The sequence below is a fragment of the Actinomadura sp. NPDC049382 genome (assembly GCF_040677125.1).
Classification (GTDB): Bacteria; Actinomycetota; Actinomycetes; order Streptosporangiales; family Streptosporangiaceae; genus Spirillospora; species Spirillospora geliboluensis.
Genome location: NZ_JBFARO010000003.1, coordinates 180,426 through 203,023, shown reverse-complemented (window position 1 = coordinate 203,023; position 22,598 = coordinate 180,426). Strand labels below are relative to the sequence as shown.

17 protein-coding genes, 1 tRNA gene and 1 riboswitch are annotated in these 22,598 nt (G+C 73.3%); of the genes, 14 read left to right on the top strand and 4 right to left on the bottom strand.

Features of this window, described 5'->3' with window-relative positions:
* Nucleotides 1–52 precede the first annotated feature (52 nt).
* Nucleotides 53–1,189, bottom strand: coding sequence for a glycosyltransferase (locus AB0K34_RS03470; RefSeq protein ID WP_364545015.1), 1,137 nt, complete (start codon nucleotides 1,187–1,189; stop codon nucleotides 53–55).
* A gap of 45 nt (nucleotides 1,190–1,234) precedes the next feature.
* Nucleotides 1,235–2,329: a hypothetical protein gene (locus tag AB0K34_RS03465; RefSeq protein WP_364545013.1), complete on the bottom strand. Its 1,095-nt coding sequence runs from the start codon at nucleotides 2,327–2,329 to the stop codon at nucleotides 1,235–1,237.
* A gap of 104 nt (nucleotides 2,330–2,433) precedes the next feature.
* Between AB0K34_RS03465 and AB0K34_RS03460 the strand changes: the two genes are divergently transcribed.
* The 9 genes from AB0K34_RS03460 to AB0K34_RS03420 all read left to right on the top strand — a co-directional run bounded on the left by AB0K34_RS03460 (nucleotide 2,434) and on the right by AB0K34_RS03420 (nucleotide 11,313).
* Nucleotides 2,434–3,831: an N-6 DNA methylase gene (locus AB0K34_RS03460; RefSeq protein WP_364545010.1), complete on the top strand. Its 1,398-nt coding sequence runs from the start codon at nucleotides 2,434–2,436 to the stop codon at nucleotides 3,829–3,831.
* Entirely contained in the window at nucleotides 3,824–4,855 is a 1,032-nt protein-coding gene (locus tag AB0K34_RS03455; RefSeq protein WP_364545007.1) for a hypothetical protein, read from the top strand. The genes AB0K34_RS03460 and AB0K34_RS03455 overlap by 8 nt, the downstream gene beginning before the upstream one ends.
* 31 nt (nucleotides 4,856–4,886) lie before the next feature.
* Entirely contained in the window at nucleotides 4,887–5,666 is a 780-nt protein-coding gene (locus AB0K34_RS03450; protein ID WP_205719471.1) for a methyltransferase domain-containing protein, read from the top strand.
* Between the two features lie 42 nt (nucleotides 5,667–5,708).
* Nucleotides 5,709–5,780 (top strand) — tRNA-Gly (locus AB0K34_RS03445).
* Nucleotide 5,781: 1 nt separating this feature from the next.
* Nucleotides 5,782–7,977, top strand: coding sequence for a transcriptional regulator (locus AB0K34_RS03440; protein WP_301174444.1), 2,196 nt, complete (start codon nucleotides 5,782–5,784; stop codon nucleotides 7,975–7,977).
* 237 nt (nucleotides 7,978–8,214) lie between these two features.
* Nucleotides 8,215–8,727 (top strand): ATP-binding protein, encoded by a 513-nt coding sequence (locus AB0K34_RS03435; RefSeq protein WP_171069247.1) that lies wholly within the window; start codon nucleotides 8,215–8,217, stop codon nucleotides 8,725–8,727.
* A 153-nt stretch (nucleotides 8,728–8,880) separates the two neighbouring features.
* Nucleotides 8,881–9,921, top strand: a complete 1,041-nt coding sequence (locus AB0K34_RS03430; protein ID WP_171069246.1) for a hypothetical protein — start codon at nucleotides 8,881–8,883, stop codon at nucleotides 9,919–9,921.
* A 41-nt stretch (nucleotides 9,922–9,962) separates the two neighbouring features.
* A complete protein-coding gene (locus tag AB0K34_RS03425) occupies nucleotides 9,963–10,718 on the top strand; it encodes a class I SAM-dependent methyltransferase (protein WP_301174445.1) in 756 nt (251 codons plus the stop codon).
* 10 nt (nucleotides 10,719–10,728) lie between these two features.
* The gene (locus tag AB0K34_RS03420; RefSeq protein ID WP_301174446.1) at nucleotides 10,729–11,313 is read left to right on the top strand and encodes a class I SAM-dependent methyltransferase; all 585 of its coding nucleotides are present in this window, start codon (nucleotides 10,729–10,731) and stop codon (nucleotides 11,311–11,313) included.
* A gap of 43 nt (nucleotides 11,314–11,356) precedes the next feature.
* Here the strand turns inward: AB0K34_RS03420 and AB0K34_RS03415 are convergent, their stop codons facing one another.
* Nucleotides 11,357–12,175 carry an exodeoxyribonuclease III gene (locus AB0K34_RS03415; protein ID WP_138639227.1) on the bottom strand — a complete coding sequence of 273 codons (819 nt, stop codon included), beginning with the start codon at nucleotides 12,173–12,175 and terminating at the stop codon, nucleotides 11,357–11,359.
* Nucleotides 12,176–12,389: 214 nt separating this feature from the next.
* Here AB0K34_RS03415 and AB0K34_RS03410 point away from each other — a divergent pair, with 214 nt between their 5' ends.
* Together AB0K34_RS03410 and AB0K34_RS03405 are read left to right on the top strand one after the other, a co-directional pair.
* The gene (locus AB0K34_RS03410; RefSeq protein WP_364545001.1) at nucleotides 12,390–13,541 is read left to right on the top strand and encodes an FKBP-type peptidyl-prolyl cis-trans isomerase; all 1,152 of its coding nucleotides are present in this window, start codon (nucleotides 12,390–12,392) and stop codon (nucleotides 13,539–13,541) included.
* 210 nt (nucleotides 13,542–13,751) lie between these two features.
* Nucleotides 13,752–16,424 carry a transglycosylase domain-containing protein gene (locus AB0K34_RS03405; protein WP_301174447.1) on the top strand — a complete coding sequence of 891 codons (2,673 nt, stop codon included), beginning with the start codon at nucleotides 13,752–13,754 and terminating at the stop codon, nucleotides 16,422–16,424.
* A 44-nt stretch (nucleotides 16,425–16,468) separates the two neighbouring features.
* On the opposite strand, the gene AB0K34_RS03400 is transcribed toward AB0K34_RS03405, so the two are convergent.
* Nucleotides 16,469–16,840: a hypothetical protein gene (locus AB0K34_RS03400; RefSeq protein ID WP_301174448.1), complete on the bottom strand. Its 372-nt coding sequence runs from the start codon at nucleotides 16,838–16,840 to the stop codon at nucleotides 16,469–16,471.
* A 52-nt stretch (nucleotides 16,841–16,892) separates the two neighbouring features.
* Nucleotides 16,893–17,009: riboswitch (SAM riboswitch) on the top strand.
* Nucleotides 17,010–17,051: 42 nt separating this feature from the next.
* Between AB0K34_RS03400 and AB0K34_RS03395 the strand changes: the two genes are divergently transcribed.
* The 3 genes from AB0K34_RS03395 (at nucleotide 17,052) to AB0K34_RS03385 (ending at nucleotide 22,503) form a co-directional block, all read left to right on the top strand.
* Complete coding sequence (locus AB0K34_RS03395) at nucleotides 17,052–18,311, top strand: aminotransferase class V-fold PLP-dependent enzyme (protein WP_301174449.1); 1,260 nt, start codon at nucleotides 17,052–17,054, stop codon at nucleotides 18,309–18,311.
* Between the two features lie 101 nt (nucleotides 18,312–18,412).
* Complete coding sequence (locus AB0K34_RS03390) at nucleotides 18,413–22,138, top strand: SseB family protein (RefSeq protein ID WP_301174450.1); 3,726 nt, start codon at nucleotides 18,413–18,415, stop codon at nucleotides 22,136–22,138.
* Nucleotides 22,135–22,503, top strand: a complete 369-nt coding sequence (locus tag AB0K34_RS03385) for a hypothetical protein (protein WP_301174451.1) — start codon at nucleotides 22,135–22,137, stop codon at nucleotides 22,501–22,503. Before AB0K34_RS03390 ends, AB0K34_RS03385 begins: the two co-directional genes overlap by 4 nt.
* Nucleotides 22,504–22,598: the final 95 nt, after the last annotated feature.

Below are 22,598 nucleotides of genomic sequence, written 5' to 3'. Positions count from 1 at the left end.
CGGAACACATCGGCGCCGCCGGTTTTGTCGTGCGGCGACAAAAGCGGCGGCCTCAGTCCCGCAGCGGCGCGCGGACCGTGCGCCCCTTCCACGCGCCGCCCCTGCCGGCGCGGTGGCGGCGCGCGGAATCGACCGTCATGGCGGCGTACATGAGCGCCACGAGCGGCAGCCCGAGGGCGCGCAACGGCGACAGGCCGTAGAACCGGAGCATCGGCACATAGGTGAGGGTCAAGAGCGCCCAGGCGACGGCGCCCGCGGCCAGCGCCGTGCTGTCAGCGGCGACGGCCCCGGCGATGGTCGCGGCGGGCGGGACGGCATAGAGCAGCAGCAGGCCGAGGACGGTGCCCGCCAGCAGCGCGGGCGAGTAGCGCAGCTGGTGGTAGGCGCTGCGGGCGATCATCATCCACAGGTCGGCGAGGCGCGGGTAGGGGCGGCGGCTGACCACGTCCCGGCTCAGGTCGAGGCGGCAGCGCCCGCCGGCGCGCTTGATGAGGCGTCCCATCGCGACGTCGTCGATCAGCGCGCCGCGGATCGCCGCGACGCCGCCCGCCTTCTCCAGGACGTCGCGCCGGACGAGCATGCAGCCGCCGGCCGCGGCGGCGGTGCGGGCCCCGTCGCGGGTGACGCGGCGGAACGGGTAGAGCTGCGCGAAGAAGTACACGAACGCGGGCACGATCACCCGCTCCCAGCGGGTGCGGACGCTCAGCGTCGCCATCTGGGAGACGAGGTCGCGCCGCTCCCCGGCGGCCGCGCGGACGAGCCGCCGCAGGGTGCCGGGCACGTAGGCGATATCGGCGTCGGTGAAGAGGTAGAGGTCGGGTTCGCCGGCGGCGCGGACGCCCTCCGCCATCGCCCACACCTTGCCCGCCCACCCCTCGGGGCGCTCCCGCGCGGGGACGGCCCGCGCTCCGAGCCGGGCGGCCGTCTCGCCGGTGCCGTCGCTGCTCCCGTCGTCGACCACGACCACCCGGAACGCGCCCGGATAGTCCTGGGCGAGGAGCGTCGGCAGCGTCTCCGGCAGGATCGCCGCCTCGTCGCGGGCCGGGACGACCGCCGCGACCTCCGGCCACTCGGGCGGGTCGGGCGCGTCCGGCAGGCCGGGCCCGGTGCGCCAGAAGGCGCCGTGGCCGAACGCCAGGTACAGCCATCCGGCCAGTGCCGCCACCGCCGCGACGTCCACGATCACCATTCTCCGCAGCGTGGCACCGCGCCGGGGCGCCGTCCACCAGCCGGGTCAGCTCAGCGCGTCGAACGCCGAGCGGACGAGGGCGCGCTCCTCGGCGGTCACGTCCGCCGGACGGTGCGCGCACATGTTGTCGATCGCCGTCCGCAGCCGCGCCTCGGCGGCCTCGGCGGCGGAGGTGAGCGCGCCGACGACGGCGAGGGAGGTGGCCGCGCCGCGCGTCCCGGCGTCGAGCTTCTGGTGCCGCTCGAACTCCGCGGCGAGGCTGCGCAGCCCGGCCGCCTGGTCGGGCACCGGCAGCACGATCGCTCCGGCGGCGAGTGCCAGGTGCTCGTGGTAGCGGTCCTGCCAGGGCGTCCACCGCCAGCCGGGCCAGTGCGCGCCGGCCTCGTCGAGGACGCGGTCGAGGGTGCGGAGCGTCCAGACGCCCGCGCTCTCGGCATCGGCGTCGAGGTGGACGCCCTCGTCCGGGAAGGCGGGCCAGGAGACGACCGGCGACCAGCCCCGGTAGGCGTCCAGCGAGGCGACGCCGTTCTCGATCACCATGGACGCGGTGGCGCGGGCCATGTAGGCGCGGGTCACGCCGCCCCGGACGACGGTGACCAGGGTCGCCGGGGACGCCTCTTCGGCCGGCCGCACCGGAGGCACCGGGATCGGCAGCTCCCTCGGCAGCTCGCTACCGGGCGGGTAGACGTCGGGGTTCAGCTCGAACTGGGGCAGCGCGGCCATGAACTGCTCGGGGGTGCGGATGTCGTCCGGCACGGGGATGCCGCTCCAGCGGCGCACGCCCCGCTCGTCCTGCCCGACCGCGCCGGCGATCTCGCGGAGGCCGTCGTAGGCCCAGTCGAGCCGCCAGCCCGCCGGCCAGGTCCGCCGGAGGGCGGCGAGCGCCGCGGCCCGGTAGGCGGGGCCGTCGAGGCAGTCGGAGAACCAGAGCAGCCGCCGCTCGCCGCGGTCGATGAGGGCCGCCCCGCTGCACTCGCATTCGTTCATCCACGCGTCCACGCGCCGCTGCCCGCGCGCGAACCGCTCCGCGAACTCCGGCCCGGGGAGCATGTCCAGCTCGATGGAGTACCCGCCCCACTGGGAGTAGTACAGCTCCCAGGAGCCGCCGTCCTTGATCACATAGTGCGCCCGCTCTCCCATGAACGCCGATGGTAATCGAATCATTACACACCGTTGGGACGTTTCCGGGAATCGGCTCGCTTCGGCCGCCGGGCGACGCGGCGGCGGACGCTAGAGTCACGCGGGTGGACGATGCCCTCTGGAAGGCCCTCTGGAAGGCGGCCGGCACGCTGCGGGGCTCGGTCGACGCGGCGCAGTACAAGGACTTCGTTCTCGGGCTGGTGTTCCTCAAGTACGTCTCCGACGCGTCCGGCGAGGGGTCGTTCACCGTGCCGGACGGTGCGCACTGGGCGGACCTCACCGGCGAGCCCAGAGAGCCCGGAGAGCAGGGCGGGCTCGGCGCGCGGATCGACGCGGCCATGGACGCCGTCATGCGGGCCAACCCCGCCCTCGACGGCGCACTCCCGAAGATCTTCACCGGGGTCGACCAGCGGCGGCTCGGCGAGCTCGTCGCGGTGATCGGCGACGTCCGGTTCGGCGGGCGGGCCGCGCGGGACGTGCTGGGCGAGGTCTACGAGTACTTCCTGGAGAAGTTCGCCCGCGCGGAGGGCAAGCGCGGCGGCGAGTTCTACACGCCGCCCTGCGTGGTGCGGCTGCTCGTCGAGATCCTGGAGCCGTTCAAGGGGCGGGTGTACGACCCGTGCTGCGGCTCGGGCGGCATGTTCGTCCAGGCGGAGAAGTTCGTCCTCAGCCACCGGGGGCGGCTGGACGACATCGCCGTCCACGGCCAGGAGGCCAACGAGCGGACGTGGCGGCTGGCCAAGATGAACCTCGCCGTGCACGGGATCTCCGGCGACATCCGCCGTTCCGACACCTTCCACGCGGACGCGCATCCGGACCTTCAGGCCGACCACGTGCTGGCCAACCCGCCGTTCAACATGTCGGACTGGTACCGCGACCCCGGCGACCCGCGCTGGCGGTACGGCGTCCCGCCCGCCGGGAACGCCAACTTCGCCTGGATCCAGCACATCATCTCCAAGCTCGGGCCGGGCGGCCGCGCGGGCGTGGTGATGGCGAACGGCTCGATGTCGTCCCGGCAGTCGGGCGAGGGCGGGATCCGCGAGGCCCTGGTCGAGGCGGGCCTGGTGTCGTGCGTCGTCGCGCTGCCGGACCGGCTCTTCCGCAGCACCCCGATCCCCGCGTGCCTGTGGTTCCTCGACCGGACCCCGCAGGACCGCGTCCTGTTCATCGACGCCCGGCACATGGGGACGATGGTCGACCGCACCGAACGCGTCCTCACCGGGGACGACATCGCCCGGATCGCGGGCGCGTACCGTTCCTGGCGCAGCGGCGGCCACGCGGACGTCCCGGGTTTCTGCCATTCGGCCGGCTTGGACGAGATCAGGTCCCATGACCACGTCCTCACGCCCGGCCGGTACGTCGGCGCCGCTCGGGCCTCGTCCGGTGCGGAGCCGGCGGACGACGAGGTCGCGCGCCTCACCCGCGAACTGCTCGCGCACCTGGACGAGTCGGCGCGGCTCGACGAGGTCGTCCGGACGGAGCTGGGGCGCCTGGATGGCTGACGTGGCGCTCGGCGAGATCGTCACCTTCGCGAACGGCAAGTCGCGTCCCGCCGGGGGCTCCGCCTACCGCACCTTTGGGGCCAACGGAGTCATCGGCACGTCCGGTGACTTCAACGCCGCCGCGCACACGACCATCGTCGGACGCGTGGGCTCCTACTGCGGCGCCGTCCATTACAGCCCGGAACCGTGCTGGGTCACCGACAACGCCATCATCGCGACGCCGAAGGACGGCGTGAACCCGCGCTACGTCTACTACCTGCTGAAACGGCTCGGCCTCAACCGGTACCGCATCGGCTCGGGGCAGCCGCTCCTCACGCACGGGATCCTGAATCGGCTCACGACCGGGCGGCTGACCAGGGCGCAGCAGGACTCGGCGGCGTCCGTCCTCGGCGCCCTGGACGACAAGATCGCGGTGAACGAGCGCATCGCCGCCTGCGCCGACGAACTCGTCCGCGCCCGCTACGCGTCATCCCGCGCCGGGGCCTCGGTCCGCATCGGCGAACTCGGGGACCTCGTCCGGGCGAACGTCCCGCCCGCGCGGATCGGCGGCGCCGAGAACTACATCGCGCTGGAGCACATGCCGAAGCGCCGCATGTGGCTGTCGGCGTGGGCGGACGCGTCCGGCGTCACCAGCGCGAAACTGCGCTTCGCGTCCGGCGACATCCTGTTCGGCAAGCTGCGGCCCTCCTTCCACAAGGCCGGGCTCGCGTTCGTGGACGGCGTCGCCTCGACCGACATCCTCGTCGTCCGGCCGAAGGAGCCCGCGCACCGGGGCTGGCTGCTCGCGGCGCTGGCGAGCGACGAGGTCGTCGCGCACGCGTCCGCCGTCGGCGACGGCACCCGGATGCCGCGCGCCCGCTGGCCCGACATCGCCGCGTTCGAGATCCCGTGGCCGGGCGACGCCCGCGTCCGGGAGTTCCAGGGCTTCGTGGCGCCCCTGGCCACCCGCGTGGAGGCCGCCACGACCGAGACCCGGGCCCTCACGGCGCTCCGCGACGCCCTTCTCCCCCGGCTGATCCCGTGACGTTCCGGCCGGACCGCGCCATCATCGACGGGTGGAGTATCTGCTGAGCAACCGGCAAGTCGAGGCCGGGGACCGGTTCGCCGCCCTTTCGGAGCTGTTCGACCCGTGGACGTTCCGGCACCTGGACGACCTCGGGGTGGGCGAGGGGTGGCGGTGCTGGGAGGTCGGCGCGGGGTGGCCGTCCGTCCCGACCTGGCTGGCCGGACGTGTCGGCGAGAGCGGGCACGTCCTCGCCACCGACATCGACGTGTCGTGGCTCCGGGACGCGCCGGTGGAGGTCCGGCGGCACGACATCGTGCGCGACGCGCCGCCGGAGGGGCCGTTCGACCTCGTCCACGCGCGCCTGGTGCTGGTGCACCTCGCCGACCGGGACGCGGCGCTCCGCACGATGGTCGACAGCCTGCGTCCCGGCGGGGTGCTGCTCATCGAGGACGCCGACCCCGAGTTGCAGCCGCTCGCCTGCCCCGACGAGCGCGGGCCGGACGAGCGCCTCGCCAACAGCGTCCGGCGCGGGTTCCGCAAGCTGCTCGCCGAGCGCGGAGCCGACCTCGCCTACGGCCGCACGCTCCCCCGGGTCCTGCGGGACGCGGGCCTCACCGACGTCCGCGCTGACGCGTACTTCCCGATCGCGTCGCCCGCCTGCGGGCTGCTGGAGGCCGCGACGATCCTCCAGGTCAAGGACCGGCTCATCGCCGGCGGCCACGCCACGAGCGGGGAGCTCCGGCGGCTGCTCGCGGCGATCGCCGAGGACCGCCTCGGTCTCACCCTGGCGCCGCTGATCTCCGCCTGGGGACGGGTTCCGACCGATTAATGCTTTGCCTCCGGAAATGCCGATCTTTAGCGTGTTCGTGAACAGCGTGTAGCTCAGCAGCAGAGCACCGGGCTTCCATCCCGGAGGGCGCGGGGGCGGGACCCGCCACGCTGGCATGGACGAGGAGCTGCGGGCGAACCCCGGCTACGCCGCCGGACAGCTGGCCAAGGCGCTCGTGACCGCGCGGTCGCACGAGGACGCGGAGACGCGGCGCCGGGCCGGTGAGCGGCTGGACCGCTGGTCGCGCGTGCTCTCCGGCATGGGCGACGGGACGCTGCGGATCGGTTCGCGCACCCCGGTCGCGGGCCTGCCCGCCTGGGTGACGCCCGAGGTCGTCAAGGGCGGCTTCGCCACCGGCGCCCCGGCCGCGGGCGGCGACCTGACCGGCCCCGAACTCGACGCCGCACGGCAGGCCGGGATCCCCGCCAACCGCCGCGCACTGTTCGCGCACCACCTGACCGACGCCGGGCTGGCCCGCCTTGACGCGCTGCTCGACAGCGGGCGGTACGAGATCGCCCTGCCCGAGGAGGCGGCGCTGCTGATCGTCGCGTGGCTGCTGCGGGCCGGGGACCGGACGGCGGCGCTGGACGTCCTGGAGAGCATCGGCCCGTTCGCCGGCACGCTGCGGTTCCTGCCGAAGCCCGCCGCGCGGCCGCCCGGCGACGCGTCCCTGGTCAGCCGGGAGACGGCCGGCGACGTGCGGCGGAGCCTGGCGTCGCGGCGCCCGAACCCGGCGGTCGCGGCGATGAACGAGGCGCTGGCGGTCTGGAACCCGTTCGCGGACGAGCTGCTGGCGCACTGGCTGGAGACCGTCCGGGACGGCCGGATCCTCGCCGCGGAGCCGGACGGCTGGCGGGAGCGGGGCGCCGCCCTGCTCACCCGCTACACGGTCCTCGCGGCCGAGCACACTCTCTGCACCAAGCACCGCAAGCCGAAGTCGAACCCGGCGATCCTCCGCACGTCCCTCGCGGAGGTGCTCGCCGGGCGGCGGCCCTCCCCGCTGCTCCGGCATGCCATCGACTCGATGGTGGCCAAGCGCGGCGCGCCCGGCGAGGCACGGCATGCCGCGCTGCGCGACCGGCAGTCCGCCGACGCGGCGCGGCCCACGCACCACGCGCTGGCGCAGGCCGTGGTCGAGCGGCTGGACGCGGTGCCGCAGGACCGGGGCGTCCCGTCCACGGACCCGTTCACCGCGCCCGTCCCGGTCGACGGCCGCGACGTCGAGCTTCCCGACGGAATCCGGACGGTGGTGGACAGGGCGCTGGAGGCACCGGTCAGCACGCTCGCCGAGCGCGGGATCGTCCGGTCCGCGGAGGTGCTGGCGGACCTGGTGCCGCAGCTGGTGGCGTCCACGACGGCGCTCTCCTACCCGGACCCGGCGCTGCGCACCCTGATGGCGTCCGTCCACCGGGCGTTCCGCAACCGGCGGTCGCTGCTCCTGCTGAACCTGGAGCACCAGGTGCGGGTGGACGAACTCCCCTGGGTCGAGGCCGTCCAGAAGTACCGGCGGACGGACGGTGACGCACGGCAGAACGCGCACGCCGTGCTGACGCAGCTCGGCGGCCTGACCCTGCACGCCTTTCCGGGAACGGCCATTCCGAACCCGATGATCAGCCAGCTCTCCGGACTCGCCAAGCAGGCGGGCATCGACGTCCCCTTCGTCGAGGAACTCGCCGTCGACATCTTCATGGGCACGTTCACGCGCAAATTCCTGGACGCGGCGAAACTGGCGGGCGAACTCCTCGACGGCACGCTCTACGCCCGCTACTACGGCATCGATTACGCGGCCGTCGGTGCGATGCGGAAGGGGTTCGACGAGCTCTGCGCGAAGCGTGCCGGGAACCCCGCCGTGGGGCCGTGGGGCCGGGTCGCCGCCAACGGCACGGTGATCGAGCAGGCGCAGATCATCACCACGCACAACCTGGCCGCGCTCGTCCACCCGATCGGCGTCACGCCCCTGGACGGCTGGGACGGCCTCGCCCGCCGCTCGTTCGGCGTCACGCACCGGCTGGTGCGGCGGATCCAGGGCAACCCGCGCCCGCTGCGCACGGTCAAGGACGCCGCCTACGCCTGGCGCCAGACCGTCTTCTACCTGGCGCTCTGCGGCCTGAAGGAGCAGGTCTCCGCCATCGCCTGGATGCAGGACGAACTGGACCGGCAGCCGGCGCACACCGTCCGGCGGCTCGACCCCGTGCTGGCGGGGCTGCGGCACGTCCTGGCCGGCGACACCCTGGACGACGGGACGGCCTCGCACGCCCGCCGCTTCCTCGGCTGGTCCACGACCGGCCACTGGATGGCGCCCCGGGACTAAAACGTCCACTCGGACGCGCACGAGGCCATACCCGCGCGGGGCCGAAGCGAGGACGCTCACGCCGAGTGACGGTTTGCTGGCCGCGGTAGGCGGGTTGCGTGCGTGCAAGGGTTCGTGACTGGCGTGTCCGGAGTGCGTCAGGCTGTGGGTTGTTCCACTTCCACGTCCGACTTCGACTTGGCCTGAGAACTCATGTTCGCTTACAGCCCGACACGGAGACGTGAAGCTTACGCCGCCATGAACGCATCAGACGCGTGCACGGGGGGCCCGCCGCCGGCCCCCGCGCCATCGCTGGAACTCGGGATCCCGTCCGCCTGGCACAACGGCAAGGCGTCGTCGGGACGGCTCATCGGCGAGATCGACCTCGCGGCGACGCCGCCGGCCGTGCGGCTCGCGCGGTCCTACGTCCGGGAGCTCGTCGGGCAGCACTTCGGCGCCGACCGCTCCGAACTCGGCGACCTCGAACTGCTGACCAGCGAGGCCGTGACCGGTTCGGTCCTGCACGGCCGCCCCCGGCGGGACGGGACGATCATGCTGTCGGTGCTGCACCTCGACCGGTACGTCCGCGTCGAGGTCACCGACGGCGGGCCGGCCCCCGGCGGCGCGGAGGACGAGCACCTGCCGATGCGGGGGCGCGGACTCGCGGTGCTCAAGGCGCTCGCCACCGACTTCGGCGCCCACCGGGGCCGCAACGGGACGTTCACGTTCTGGTTCGGGGTGGGCGTGCGGGACGGGTGGCGGCTGCCGTGACGGCGCCGGCGCGGGCCGTCCAGGCGGGCGGGGGCCTCCTGGACGCCCCGCGGTGACATGACGGCCGCGCTGCTCGCCGCCGATCGCCCGCCCCCGGCGGCCGGCGCTTCGCTAGGATCGAAGCGTCGACAATTGCCACCGCGAGGGCGAGCGATGACAGCGGACGGTGCGCCGAAGTCCCTCTCCGACATCACCCGGGACATGGGCCTCAACATGTCCGACGTGGCGGCCTTCTCCGGGCTCGACGAGAGCACGATCTTCCGGCTGTGGGACAACACCGAATGGCTGGACCGGATCAGCGGGCGGTCCCTGCAGAGCCTGATGTCGTCCGTCCCGGGAATCGCCGAGTACTCGATGGCGCACGCCGTCCGGAAAAGGCGGGACGGGCTCGTCGGCGAACTGCACGGCGAAGGGCTCGCGGTCGACCTGGACGCCCTGGAGAACTCCCCCGTCGCGCAGCAGCACCTGCTGAACGCGCTGGAGGCCGCGCTGCACATCGTGCGCGGGCAGGCGACGCAGAAGACGTCGTCCTTCATCGCCCGTTTCTGGGGCCAGGAGCAGGACCGCGCGCTCGAAGCCATCTATTCGACGGACCGCGGCCTCCTGGAGGACCCGCAGAAGCTCTTCGACGCGTCCGTCGACCTGGCCCCGCGGCTGAACCGCAAGACGTACTCGTTCCATTCGATCCTGGCGCTGAACATCCTCACGCACCAGGTCAGCAAGGTGACGGGGAAGCTGGAGGCCGACCTCGGCTTCGAGGTCCCCGGGCGCCAGGCCGCGTTCATGATGCGCGGCGTCGTGATGGGCTCCCTGATCGGCTCGAACGACTTCGAGCTCGCCGAGCGGTACCGCCGGGAGCTCGACGCGACGCCCGTGTACGCGGCGCTGGAGGAATGGGCGTTCCCGACCTACACCAGAGACGGCCGGATCAGCAGCGACTTCACCTTGCCGAGCTCCCTCTCGCTGCGCAACACGGCCACCGAGGTGCTGCGCGAGATAGCGGTGTACAACGACGCCTACCTGTACTACCTGGCGTCCACGTACATTCCGCTGGCGCTGAAGCGCGACCCCGCGTTCGGCGGCAGGCTCGCCGAGCTCGTCCAGGCGCTCGAGCTGCGCGGGGCCGACTGCCGGGACAGAACGACCAGACAGACCTGCAACGCGCTGGTTCGGCGGCTCAAGGGCCTCGCCTGAACCGGACGTGGAACACGGCCGCACGACGGAATGGGGAGCCGGTGGAGGACTCGGCGCAAGCCATCGCGAATCTGACGCGTGAAAGGTGGGAGGCCAACGCGCAGTACTGGGTCAAGGTCATCAGGGAGCGCCGCGACCGGTACCGGACGGAGCTGACCGACGCCGCCGTCCTCGACGCCGTCGGCCCCTGCGCGGGCCTGAAGGTCCTGGACGCGGGGTGCGGCGAGGGCTACCTGTCCCGCACGCTCGCCTCGATGGGCGCCGAGGTGACCGGCGTGGACGCGGCGCAGGGCCTCGTCGACGCGGCGGCGTCCCACCCGTCCCCCGGCGCGACCTTCACCCGCGCCAGCGTCGACGACCTCCCCATGGAGGACGGCCGGTACGACCTCGTCGTGTGCAACCACCTGTTCAGCCACCTGCACGACCCGACGCGCGCGATCGGCGAGTTCGCGCGGGTGCTGAAGAGCGGCGGGCGGCTGGTCCTGCTGACGCTGCACCCCTGCTTCTACGTGGAGAACTCCGAGCAGGGCGCGATGAACAGCGTCCCGGCGTCGCAGTACTTCGCGTCCCGCGGCGTCGACCAGCGGTTCCTGGTGGACGGCCTGGAGTCCCCTTCGCTCATCACGAGCTGGCTCCGGCCGCTGGAGTACTACGCTGGAACGCTCCGAGACGCCGGATTCGTCATCGCGGACCTCCGCGAGCCGCACCCGACGCCGGAGCAGCTGCGGGACGACCCGTGGTGGCGCAAGGGCTTCCCCACGGCGATGTTCATGCTCCTGATCGCGGAGCGCCGCTAGAGTCGCCCGCATGGACGACGTGCCGGCCGAGCTCGCCGGGCATCCGGACAGGCTCCGGTGGAACGGCAAGTACGGCGACGACCCGGCGCTGTCGCCCGTCCATCCGCTGGCGGAGCGGGCGTTGGCGCTGCCGATGCCGGACGGCGCGGTGCTCGACCTGGCGTCGGGGCCGTCCGGTAGCGCGCTGCTGGCCGCCGGGGCCGGGCGCCGCGTCACGGCCGTCGACATCTCCGAGGCCGCGCTCGGCCGGCTCGGCGCGGAGGCCCGGCGGCGCGGCCTCGAACCGCTGATCACGCTCGTCCAGGCCGACCTCGGGACGTGGCGGCCGCCGCACGGCTACGCGCTGGTCCTGTGCACGGGCTTCTGGGACCGCGCCGTGTTCGGGCGCGCGGCCGGGGCCGTCCTGCCCGGCGGCCTGCTCGGCTGGGAGGCGTTCACCGAGGACGCCCGCCGCGACCGGCCGACCATGCCGGCCGAATGGTGCCTCGCGCCCGGCGAGCCCGCCGCGCTGCTGCCGGACGGCTGCACCGTCCTCGACGAGGCCGACGTCCCGGCCGCCCGCAAGCGCCGCCTCCTCGCCCGCTTCCCCGATTGACCCGAGAGTGCGGGCGGCCTGGTGGAGTGGGCGGCCGGCGGCGTCAGTCCAGGTCGACCACGATCGGGGCGTGGTCGGACGGCCCCTTCCCCTTGCGGGCCTCCCGGTCGACATAGGCGGACCGGACCCGCCCCGCGAACGCGTCGTTCCCGTACACGAGGTCGATGCGCATGCCGAGGTTCTTGTGGAAGGCACCGGCCCGGTAGTCCCAGTAGGTATAAGGGTGGGGGCCCTTCATCGGGGTCGGGACGACGTCGTGGAGGCCCAGCTCGCGGAGTTCGGCGAGGGCCTGCCGTTCGGCGGGCGTGACATGGGTGGAGCCGACGAAGACGGACGGGTCCCAGACGTCGTCGTCGGTGGGGGCCACGTTGTAGTCGCCGGTCGCCATCAGCGGCGCCCCCGCCGACAGTTCCGCGGCCAGCGCGTCGCGCAGGGCCGCGAACCATTCGAGCTTGTACCGGTAGTGGACCGACTCCGGGGTGCGGCCGTTCGGCGCGTACAGCGACCAGACCCTTATACCGCCGCATGTGGCGCCGATCGCGCGGGCCTCGGGAACGAGGAGGGCGGGCTCTGTCAGCTTCGCCTGCGCCTCGGCTTCACCCTCATATACGGGCTCACCGGGAAATCCGTTGGAGACGTCCTCAATGCCGACCCGTGAAAGAACCGCGACGCCGTTCCACCGGCCGTCGCCGTGCGCGGCAGTGGCATAGCCGAGTTCCTCGACCTCGGCGGACGGGAACTGGTCCGCGCGGCACTTGATCTCCTGCAGGCAGACGACGTCGGGTTTCGTCTCGTCCAGCCAGGCCAGAAGGCGCGGCAGCCGGGCCTTCACCGAGTTGACGTTCCACGTCGCGAGGCGCATTCCCCCAGCCTGCCATCCAGAGGGCGTGAGTCATCGCGCCGGCGGGGATATCCTGGCGGCTTCTCCTGTCCCCTGCCGGACGGCACCGCGACCCACGCGTGACCGGTAGATTGCGGGTCGGCCTCCTTTGCACGGTTTTCACGCTGCGCTTAGCCCGGCCCTGGAAGGGTGGTCACGTTCGTGATGTCGTCGAACCCGGAGCAAGTGAGGAACCATGTCCGAGGATGACAAGCCCCGGGGCAAGCCGGCGGTCAAGGCGAAGGCGAAGATCCCGAACGCCCAGAGCATCCGCAGCCCCGAATTCACCCCGCACGGCATCAGCGCCGGGCGGGGCAGCGGGCTGAACCGGCCGTCCGCCCCGTCCGCGCTGACCGCCAAGCAGGCGCGCAAGCGGCGGATGATGATGATCGCCGGGATCGTGGTGGCCGCGCTGGCGATCTCCGGCGGCGTGTACTGGTGGGTCAACCGCCCTGACCCGGTGATCGAGGTGACCGGCAAGTTCGCCGCCGAGCCCAAGGTCGAGATCCCGACCAAGCTCGCGCCCGCCACCGGTGTGAAGATCACCAACCCGATCAAGGGCGACGGCCGCGCGGTCGCCGACGGCGACACCGTCTACGTCCAGTTCGCGACCTACAAGTGGTCCAAGGACAAGGACGACGAGAACTCGCGCGTCAAGAGCACCAGCGAGAAGGTCAGCTCGACCTACGAGCAGCAGGCCCAGCAGCCGAGCGGCGCGCGGCCCCTCGTCATCGGCAAGAGCGGCCTGAAGGAGATCGACAAGAACCTGGTCGGCCAGACGGTCGGCAGCCGGGTCGTGCTCCAGCTCCCGCCGTCCAAGGACCTCAGCCAGCTGAGCCCGCAGCAGATCACCGACAAGGACGCGGTGGTGTTCGTCATGGACATCCAGGCCGCCGTCCCGAAGGACCCGAAGCCCGAGGGCACCCCGAAGAAGCTGGACGACAAGAACCTGCCGAAGGTCGAGGACCAGGGCGCCAAGGAGCCCAAGATCACGGTCCCGGACGCGGACGCGCCCGGCAAGCTCCAGGTCAAGACGCTCGTCGAGGGCACCGGCCCGGCGCTCGCCAAGGGCGACGACGCGGTGGTGAACTACGTCGGCAAGATCTGGAAGAGCGGCGACAAGTTCGACTCCAGCTGGGACAACAAGCAGCCCGCGAACTTCCCGATCGGCACCGGGGCGACCATTCCCGGCTTCGACAAGGGCCTCACCGGCGCGAAGGTCGGCAGCCGCGTGCTGCTCGTGCTGCCGCCGGCGGAGGGCTACGGCAAGGAGGGCAGCCCGCCCAAGATCAAGGGCACGGACACCCTGGTGTTCGTCGTGGACATCCTGGCCAAGATCCAGAAGTAGCGCCCGGCGGGCGCGTGACGGCGGCGGGGTGCCCGGATCGGGCCCCCGCCGCTCCGCGTTGCGGGAAAGCGCGCATTGCGACGTCCGTCACGACAACCGGCGGCGCGGATTGCCCGTCCTCCTATTGGGCGGGCACCGGGTCGCGCATTGGGCGTTCGGCGCACGGATCCCCTCAGGTATGGTCGGTAACGCATTAATCACGGGGGGCTTGTGAGCGACAGCGAAAAGGTCCCGGAGGGCGACGCGTCCACCGGGGCCGCCGAGGTGGACCTGCACGGCTCCGAGGCGGGGACACCGGCCGACCAGGACGGTCCGGCGACCGCCACGCTGACCGCGGAGGCCGAGGAATCCGCCCCGGACGCCGAATTCACCGGCGAGGACGGCATATCTCAGAACGGCGATAAGGCTCCCGAATCGGGTGACTCCGGCGACGATGCGGGCGAATCGGCGGCCGCGGAGCGCGACCCGGAAGACGCTCCGGAAGGGGCCCCGGAAGGCGACCGGGAAGGCGACCGGGAAGAGGACGGCGAAACGGCGCCGGGCGAACCAGGTGATCTAGCCGACGAACCGGACGATCCCGCGGGCGAATCGGCGTCCGCCGGTGTCGGAGCGCCGGACGGCGGTGATACCAAGAGCATGCCCGCCGCCTCGTCCAAGCACGGAGGACCGCCGCCGCCCGGAAGCGACGGCGGCGGAGGCGGCGACGGGAGCGGCGGGGGCCGCGGCCGCGGCCCGCGCAAGCCGCGCAGCCGCAAGGCCCGCATCCTGCGCCGGACGGTCTTCCTGCTGCTCGGGTTCATCGGGTTCTGCGTCGCCGCGTTCGGCGTCGCCTACCTGCTGACCCCCGTCCCGTCCCCGCAGGAGAAGGCGATCGCGCAGGGCCCGACGTTCTACTACGCCGACGGCAAGACCGTGATCGCCAAGACCGGCATCAACCGGGACGCGGTCAAGCTCGACCGGATCCCGGAGAGCACCCGCAACGCGGTCATCGCGGCGGAGAACGGCAGCTTCTACGACGACCCCGGCGTCTCCGTGCAGGGCACGACGCGGGCGTTCTGGTCGACCGTCACCGGGCAGCAGCTGCAGGGCGGGTCCACGATCACGCAGCAGATGGTCCGCAACTACTACGGCGGCATCGGCAAGGAGCGCTCGGTCACCCGCAAGCTCAAAGAGATCATGGTCGCGCTGAAGGTCGACCGGGAGAAGTCCAAGGACTGGATCCTGGAGCAGTACCTCAACACGATCTACTTCGGGCGCAACGCCTACGGGGTGCAGGCCGCCGCGCACGCCTACTACGGCAAGGACGTCTCCGCGCTGACGCCCGCCGAGGGCGCCTACCTCGCCGCGGCGATCCAGCAGCCGAGCAACTTCGCCGACCCGACCGGCGCCCAGCGCACCGCCGCCGAGCAGCGGTGGCGCTCCGTCCTCGGCAACATGGCGCGGGACGGCTACCTGACGTCCGCCGACGCCGCCGCGATGGAGTTCCCGACGCCGGTCAAGCAGAAGATCACCGACGTCCTCAAGGGCCAGAAGGGCTACATGGTCAACGTGGCCAAGAAGGAGCTCACCGAGCGCCGCGGCTACAGCGAGGACGAGCTCAACCGCAGCGGGCTGAAGATCACCACGACGTTCGACAAGCGGCTGATGGACGCGATGAAGCGGGCCGTCAACCAGAACACCCCCGACGGGATGAGCAAGAAGATCCGCACCGGGGCGGTGTCGGTCGACCCGGCCACCGGGCAGGTGCTCGCCTTCTACGGCGGTCGCGGCTATCTGGAGGAGGCGCTGAGCAGCGCGTTCGGCGACTGGGCGCAGGCCGGGTCCGGGTTCAAGCCGATCGCGCTGGCCGCCGCGCTGGAGGACGGCCGCTCGCTCAGCTCCACCTACGACGGCAGCTCACCGCAGACGTTCGCGGGGTCGTCCATCCGCAACGACAGCAACCAGAGCTTCGGGTCGGTGAACCTCGTCACCGCCACCCAGAACTCGATCAACACCGCCTACGTCAACCTCGGCCAGGACATCGGCACCGAGAAGATCGCCGAGATGGCCGAGAAGATGGGCATCCCGGCGAGCCAGATGACCAAGGCGCAGCGCGGCGCCGCCACGTTCCCGCTCGGCATCGTGTCGCTGCACCCCGTCCAGCAGGCGGGCGTGTTCTCGACGTTCGCGTCCGAGGGCGTGTACCGGGCGCCGTTCGTGGTGAAGGCCGTCACCGACAACGACGACCACAAGCGCACGTTCACCGAGAAGGGCAAGCGGGCGCTCAGCGAGCAGAACGCGCGGGACGCGACGTACGCGATGGAGAAGGTCGTCGAGGGCGGCACCGGGACGGGCGCCCAGCTGCCCGACGGCCGCGACGTCGCGGGCAAGACCGGCACGACCGACAAGGGCAAGGCGATCTGGTTCAACGGGTTCATCCCGCAGATGGCGACGTCGGTCGCGATGTTCCGCAGCGACGGCAAGCCGCTGAACATCCCGGGCTACGGCGCGTACGGCGGGCAGCTGCCCGCGCAGATCTGGCGCACCTACATGACCGACGCCGTCGACATCAAGGACTACGAGCCCAAGTCGTTCGGGTCGCCGTCGATGCGGCCCGGCACCGGCAACGGCCTGCCGACCCGCCCGACCAGCCCGGACGGGCCGCAGCCGCCCCGCACCACCGGGCCGTCCCAACCGGAGCCGCCCACGGAGGAGCCGGACATCCCGACCCCGCCGACCGGGCTGCCGACCATCATCCAGCCCCCGGACGGCGGGGGCGGCGGTGACGGCGGAGGCGGCGACCCCGGCGGAGGCGGTGACGGCGGAGGTGGTGACGGCGGCGGTACCGGCGACGGCGGCGGTGGCCGCATCGGCGGCTGGACCCGCTCCGGCGTGACCGGCTGAGCCTGCCCGTGCCCGCCCGCTTCGCGCGGGCGGGCGGGCGGGGCTCAGTCGCAGGCTTTGCCGATCTTGGCGGGCGTCTCCTGCATCACGGTGTCGAGCTGGGAGACGTCGCCGGTGCCGACGGCGGGCGCGGCGGCGCGCAGCCTGCCCGCCTCCGCCTTCAGCGCCTTGCTCAGCGCCGCGTCGTCGGCCTGCTTCGCCAGCCCGTCCACGCGTCCGGCGAGCTGCTCGGTCGCCTGCCGCCACTGCGCCGGCTCGGCCGCCGGCACGCTCCGCACCTGGGTGATGTACTGCTGGAAGGCCTTCTTCGTGTCGGCGCACACCTGGTCGGTGTTGCCGCCCAGCATCCCGCACCCGCTCAGGGTGCCGAGCACCATCACGCCCCCGGCCAGCGCCCGCGCCACCCCGTACCGCATCGCATCCCCTCCCGCTTGATCCCAGAACGGACCCGCATATAATTCCGCATTAGGTCATGAGCGCCAGCGTCAAGCCCCGGCTTGCTGGCCGGCAACCCTTCGTCCGCGATGGGGTGCCCCGGGTGAGGACCTGGCCGGACGCACCACCGCGTCCCGGCAAGCGCGGATCCCGGCCTGTGTCCCGGGGTCCCTGACCCCGGAAGGTCCCGGCATGCCCACGCTGCTCGCCCGCTCCCCCATCACGCCCGCTGAGACGCGCACCGAGGGGGTCCGGGTTCACCGGATCCCGCGCGTGATCGGGGCGGACGTCCCGGTGCCGCTGCGCGACGGCCGCCGCGTCCCCTACGCCAACCTCGACTACGCCGCCAGCGCGCCCTGTCTGGAGGTGGTGCAGGACGCGGTCACCCGCGCGCTGCCGTACTACAGCAGCGTGCACCGCGGCGCGGGCTACGCCTCCCAGGTCACTACCGGCGCCTATGAGGAGGCCCGCGAGACCGTCCGCTCGTTCCTCGGCGCCTGGCGCCGCTCCGCCGTCGTGTTCACCCGCAACACCACCGACTCCATGAACCTGCTCGCGCACGCCGTCCCCGCCGGGACGAGCGTCGTGGTCTTCGAGTCCGAGCACCACGCCTCTCTGCTGCCGTGGAAGCGCGCCGTGCGGCTTCCCGCGCCCGCGACGCCGGCCGAGGCCATCACCGCCGCCGACCGGGCGCTGCGGTCATGCCCGGTCGGGCCGCGGCTGCTCGTCGTCACCGCCGCGTCCAACGTCACCGGCGAGCTGTGGCCGGTCGAGGAGCTGGCGCGGGTCGCGCACCGCAACGGCGCCCGCATCGCGGTGGACGCGGCGCAGCTCGTCCCGCACCGGCCGCTCGACATGACCGCGCTCGGCCTGGACTACGCCGCGTTCTCCGGCCACAAGCTGTACGCGCCGTTCGGCGCCGGCGTGCTCGCCGGGCGCGCCGACTGGCTGCGCGCCGCCGACCCCTACCTGAAGGGCGGCGGGGCGAGCGCGTCGGTCGGCGCGACGACGCGGTGGGCGGCGTCCGCCGAGCAGCGGCACGAGGCCGGGTCGCCGAACGTCCTCGGCGCGATCGCGCTGGCCGCCGCGTGCGAGGCGCTCTCCGCGTCCTTCCCCGACCTCGCCGCGCGGGAGGAGGCGCTCGTCGGACGGCTGCGGGCGGGGCTGGCCGCGATCCCGTCCGTCCGGGAGCTGAGCCTGTGGGGCGGCCGGGCGCCGCGCGTCGGGATCGTGTCGTTCATCGTGGACGGCTGGAACGCGCGCGACGTGGCGCTTACGCTGTCGGAGGAGCACGGCATCGGCGTCCGGGACGGGAAGTTCTGCGCCCACCCCTTCGTCCGGCACCTCGCCGGCGGGGACGCCGCCGCCGTGCGCGCCAGCATCGGCATCGGGACGAGCGAGGAGCACATCGACCGGCTGCTCGCCGCCCTCGCCGGGCTGGCGGCGCGCTGACCTGCGGGGACCCGCGGACGGCCGGGCGAATATGCTCTTTGGTCCTGTTCGCCCATGTAGCGTAGGCAGTCGCGCGGGGACGAGCACGGAGGAAACAGGGGGTGGCGACCGTGGCCGACGCGTGGCGACCCACGTCGGAGCTTGAACACCGGCTTCAGGAGACCGTCCGGGCCGGGGACCAGGAGGGCTACTTCCGCCTCCTCGCGGACAGCGAACTCGTCGTCCCCGTCCCGCCGGAACTGGTGGACGGCGTCCTCGCCAACGAGACGCAGCCGTCGTGGCCGACCCAGGAGGAGGACGGCCGCGTCCACGTGCTGGTCTACACGTCGGCGTCGGCGATGCGCGCCTGCCTCGGGCCGTCCTACCGGCACTTCATGACCGTCCGGTTCGGCGACATCGCTGAGACCTGGCCGGACGCCCGCTGGTGGCTCGCCATCGACGCGCCCGCGCACGGCGTCGGCGCCGTGCTGCCGATCGAGGCGCGGATGCCGGCCTGGTTCGTGCGCCAGGTCGCCGAGGGCGACGGGCGGCCGCCGCGGGTCGGCCGCGCGCCCGCCGCCTGGGAGGAGCTCCGCGACCAGCACCGCGAGCTGCCCCGGCAGTCGCCCCGCCCCGAGTTCCAGCCCGCGAACGACGTCGAGCGCGAGCTGCTGCGGGCCGCCGCGAACAACGACCACGACCTGTTCCTGCAGACGCTCGCGGCCACCGACGTGCTGCTGCCCGTCCCGCCCGACCTCGACTTCGCGCTGCGCCCCGGCCGGCCCGGCTTCCCCTGGCAGACCCGCGAGGTGGACGGCTCCACGGTCGTGCCCGTCTTCACCTCGCCCGAGCGGCTCACGGAGGCGTCGCCGCCGGGCACCGAGTACATCACGCTGCCGTTCACCGTCGTCCTGCGCTACTGGCCGAACCACGACTGGCTCCTCGCCATCAACTCCGGCTCCCCCGCGGGCGGCACCGTCCTCGCCCAGCAGCTCCCCGGCCTCGCCACCTGGGCCGACCAGCGCGCCGCGCAGCGCATGACCGACCGCTTCGAGCCGCAGAACGACATCGAGCAGCGCCTGTTCGACACCGCCCGGCGCCGCGACACCGAGGGCTTCTACAAGATCCTGCTGGGCGCGCAGGTGCTGCTGCCCGCCGACGCCGACACCCCGTGGGGCATCGTCCCCGGCGACCCCGAGTTCCCGTGGCGGCCGATCCCCGTCCACGGCCGGACGTCCATCCAGGTGTTCACGTCGCTGAAGTGGATGAACGACGCCATCGGCTCGTCCCGCTTCATCATGCCGAGCCTGCACGAGATGGTCGCCGCCTGGCCCGACACCGAGTGGACGCTCGTCCTCAACCCGGGCACGCCCATCGACGCGTCGATGCCGGGCGAGCAGCTCCGCACGCTGCGCCTCCCGGCGGCCCCGCCGTCGGCGTCCACGCCCCCGCCGCCGGAGACCCCGGCCGTCCCGGTGGCGCCCGCCGTCCCGCCGGACGCGTCCGCCGACCGCGGCCGCCACGCCGGCCCGCCGCACGAGGACGCACCCGCCCCCGAACCGGCTCGCGGCACCGACGCCGGCCACCACGCGGGCTCCCCGCACGAAGCCGTTCCCACCGCTCAGGCGGCCCCGCCCGCCGCCCCCGAGCAGGCAGGCGCACACGGCACCGACCTCCTGAGCCAGCCCGGCCCCACCGCCCCGCCACCACCGGAAACTCCCCTGGGCGGCCCGACCGGCACACCGCCGCCCCCTGCTGCCACGACGCCCGCCGAGGGAACCGGCGGCCACTCGCTCCCGCAGCCGGAAGCCCCCTTGGGCGACCCGGCCGACGCACCCGCCCTCCCCAGCGCGGACAGCGCCGGACCTGCGCGCCCGCAGCCGGAGGTCCCCCTGCCCGGCCCGGCGGCCGCACCGGATCCCTCCGTCACGACGCCCGAAGAGGTCGCGCCCCCGCCGCCGCACGACCTCCCGAGCCGTCCAGCGGACCCCCCCGGCACGCCCTTCACCAACACCGGCGGCCACACCATGCCGCCACCGGCAGCTCCGTTGACCGGCCCGACCGACGCACCCGCCCCACCTGTGACCGGCACAGGCGGCCACGCCACTCAGCCACCGGCAGCCCCCTTGACCGGCCCGAACGAAGCGCCCGCACCACCCGTCACCAGCACCGGCGGCCACGCCACCCCGCCACCGGAGAGTCTCCTGGGCGGCCCGACCGAAGCGCCTGCCGCGGCCTTCGGCGGCGACACCGGCGGGCTCCCAGTCCCGCCGCCCGGCGCACCCACGGGGACGACTCCGTCCGGTGAGGTGCCAGGGCGTCCGGCCGACGCACCCGGTCACGACGTTCCCGCCCCGCACGAGCAACCGCCGACGGCACTCCCCAACAGCGGACTTTCGGGGCTCCCGGCGGACGCCCCCGGCACGGCCGTCTCGCCTGCGGGCGCTCCGGGCGGCTTCGGAGAGCCCGGCGAGCCCGGGGCTCACCGCGCGGACTTCGGCGGCGCTCCGGCGCAGGGCGTCCCATCCGTCGGACGGGACGCGGGCGCCGAATCCCCGTACGGCGACTTCGGCTCGTCCGACGTCCCGGCCCCCCGTCCCGTCGAGCCCGTACCACCGCCAGTCGAGCCCGCATCGCCGCCGGTCGAGTCCGTGCCCGCGCCGGTCGAGTCCGTCCCCCCGGCCGAGCCCGTGCCGCCGGTCGAGCCCGTGCGCTCGGCCGAGCCACTGCAACCGGCCGACCCTGTGCCGCCGGCCGTGGCCGGTGAAGGCGAGGCGGGTGCGCCGGGGCCGCGCGGCCTGCGGGCCGTCGCGGAGCCCGAGCCGGCGTTCGAGCCAGGGAACCGCATCGACCAGGAGCTCTACGAGGCCGCGTCGAGCGGCGACTCCGACGCGTTCCTGCGGGTGCTGCTGAACGCCAACGTGCTCGTCCCCATCCCGGACGAGGCGCCGCTCGAGGTGACGCCCATACAGCACGAGTTCCGGTGGGACGCGGCGCTGCGCGACGAGTCGTCCGTGCGGGTGTTCACGTCGCTGGTGCGGCTGCGCGAGGTGCTACCCGAGTCGCGGTTCGTGTACGCCGACTTCCGCGAGCTGATCGGCGCATGGCCCCGCGAGGACTGGGCGATGCTCCTCAACCCGGGCACGCGCATCGGGGCGTCGCTGCAGGGCGACCAGGTGCGGGCGCTCAGCGAGTGGGCGGTGCGGGTCGGGCTCGTCCCGGCGCGGCCAGAGGTCCCGCTGCTGCCGCCGCCGCGTCCGGAGCCCGAACCGGAACCCGAGCCGGAAGCGACGCGGCTGCCGTCCGACCTGGACGACCGCGTCTCGTCCCCCACCATCATGCAGAAGGTCGTCCCGCACGGGCTCGTCTCCTGGTACCTGGAGCAGGGCTACGACCGGGTCGGCGGGTTCGTGCACTCCACCGGCGACGTCGCCGAACTGCAGACGCCCGGCCAGCTGTACGAGACGCTCGGGCTGCTGTACGACGGCTCCCCGTTCTCAGTCACCGACGACGGCGTGTACGTCATCCGGTGGCCCGCCTACTGCCCCGGCCTCTACCGCGTCCCCTTCGGCGGACGCGACGAGGCGGAACTGGCCGCGTGGGGCGAGTCCGGCTGGGTCATCGAGCGGCCGCCATTCCTCGGCGGCGGTTTCGCCCCGGGAAGCGCCGGCTCCATCCGCGAGTACAAGGTGGACAGCGCCCGCCTCCCGTACGGGGCGGAGATGTACTACCTCGGCCGCGACCGGACCGAGCGGTTCGTGGCGATGTACGACCCCGACCGGCTCGCCTGGCTGCGGCCGGAGGCGAGCCACGAGGGCCGCGACGGACGGACGGAGGCCGCGCAGTGATCCGGGACGGGTACGTCGCGCGCTGGCTCGGCCGCGACTTCGAGGCCGCGCCGGGCGCCGACGGGGAGGTCCGGCTGTACGCGCCGGGCCCGACCGACGGCTTCGAGGAACTGCGGCCCGGCCGGTACCGCCGGATCGTCCCCGCGTCCGAGATCGAGGACCTCCGGTACGTCCGGACGACCTGCCGCTGGCGCGGCGAACGGTTCGTCATCGTCGGCGAGCATGAAAGCTGGCTGCGCGTCGAGTACACGGGAGGACGCGCCCCCGTCGCCGAGAACATGGGGCTCGACCGCATCGACCAGGGCGTCTGGCAGGCGTGGGCTCCCGCCACCGACGTCGAGGACGTCCGGGAAGAGATGATCTAACCCCCGTCGGGGTTGATTTGGCCCGCGGATGCGTGTTCGCTTGACTGTCGAGGCGACCCCTCGGGCTGTGCATATCGGACACGGGCGCCCAACGG

Bases quoted from the DNA above. Each gene is read 5' to 3' on its own strand.
- AB0K34_RS03395 (WP_301174449.1), top strand. From the start codon at position 17,052: ATGCCCACGCTGCTCGCCCGCTCCCCCATCACGCCCGCTGAGACGCGC.
- AB0K34_RS03430 (WP_171069246.1), top strand. From the start codon at position 8,881: ATGACAGCGGACGGTGCGCCGAAGTCCCTCTCCGACATCACCCGGGAC.
- AB0K34_RS03415 (WP_138639227.1), bottom strand. From the start codon at position 12,175: ATGCGCCTCGCGACGTGGAACGTCAACTCGGTGAAGGCCCGGCTGCCG.
- AB0K34_RS03420 (WP_301174446.1), top strand. From the start codon at position 10,729: ATGGACGACGTGCCGGCCGAGCTCGCCGGGCATCCGGACAGGCTCCGG.
- AB0K34_RS03455 (WP_364545007.1), top strand. From the start codon at position 3,824: ATGGCTGACGTGGCGCTCGGCGAGATCGTCACCTTCGCGAACGGCAAG.
- AB0K34_RS03435 (WP_171069247.1), top strand. From the start codon at position 8,215: ATGAACGCATCAGACGCGTGCACGGGGGGCCCGCCGCCGGCCCCCGCG.
- AB0K34_RS03400 (WP_301174448.1), bottom strand. From the start codon at position 16,840: ATGCGGTACGGGGTGGCGCGGGCGCTGGCCGGGGGCGTGATGGTGCTC.
- AB0K34_RS03470 (WP_364545015.1), bottom strand. From the start codon at position 1,189: ATGGTGATCGTGGACGTCGCGGCGGTGGCGGCACTGGCCGGATGGCTG.
- AB0K34_RS03465 (WP_364545013.1), bottom strand. From the start codon at position 2,329: ATGGGAGAGCGGGCGCACTATGTGATCAAGGACGGCGGCTCCTGGGAG.
- AB0K34_RS03410 (WP_364545001.1), top strand. From the start codon at position 12,390: ATGTCCGAGGATGACAAGCCCCGGGGCAAGCCGGCGGTCAAGGCGAAG.
- AB0K34_RS03440 (WP_301174444.1), top strand. From the start codon at position 5,782: ATGGACGAGGAGCTGCGGGCGAACCCCGGCTACGCCGCCGGACAGCTG.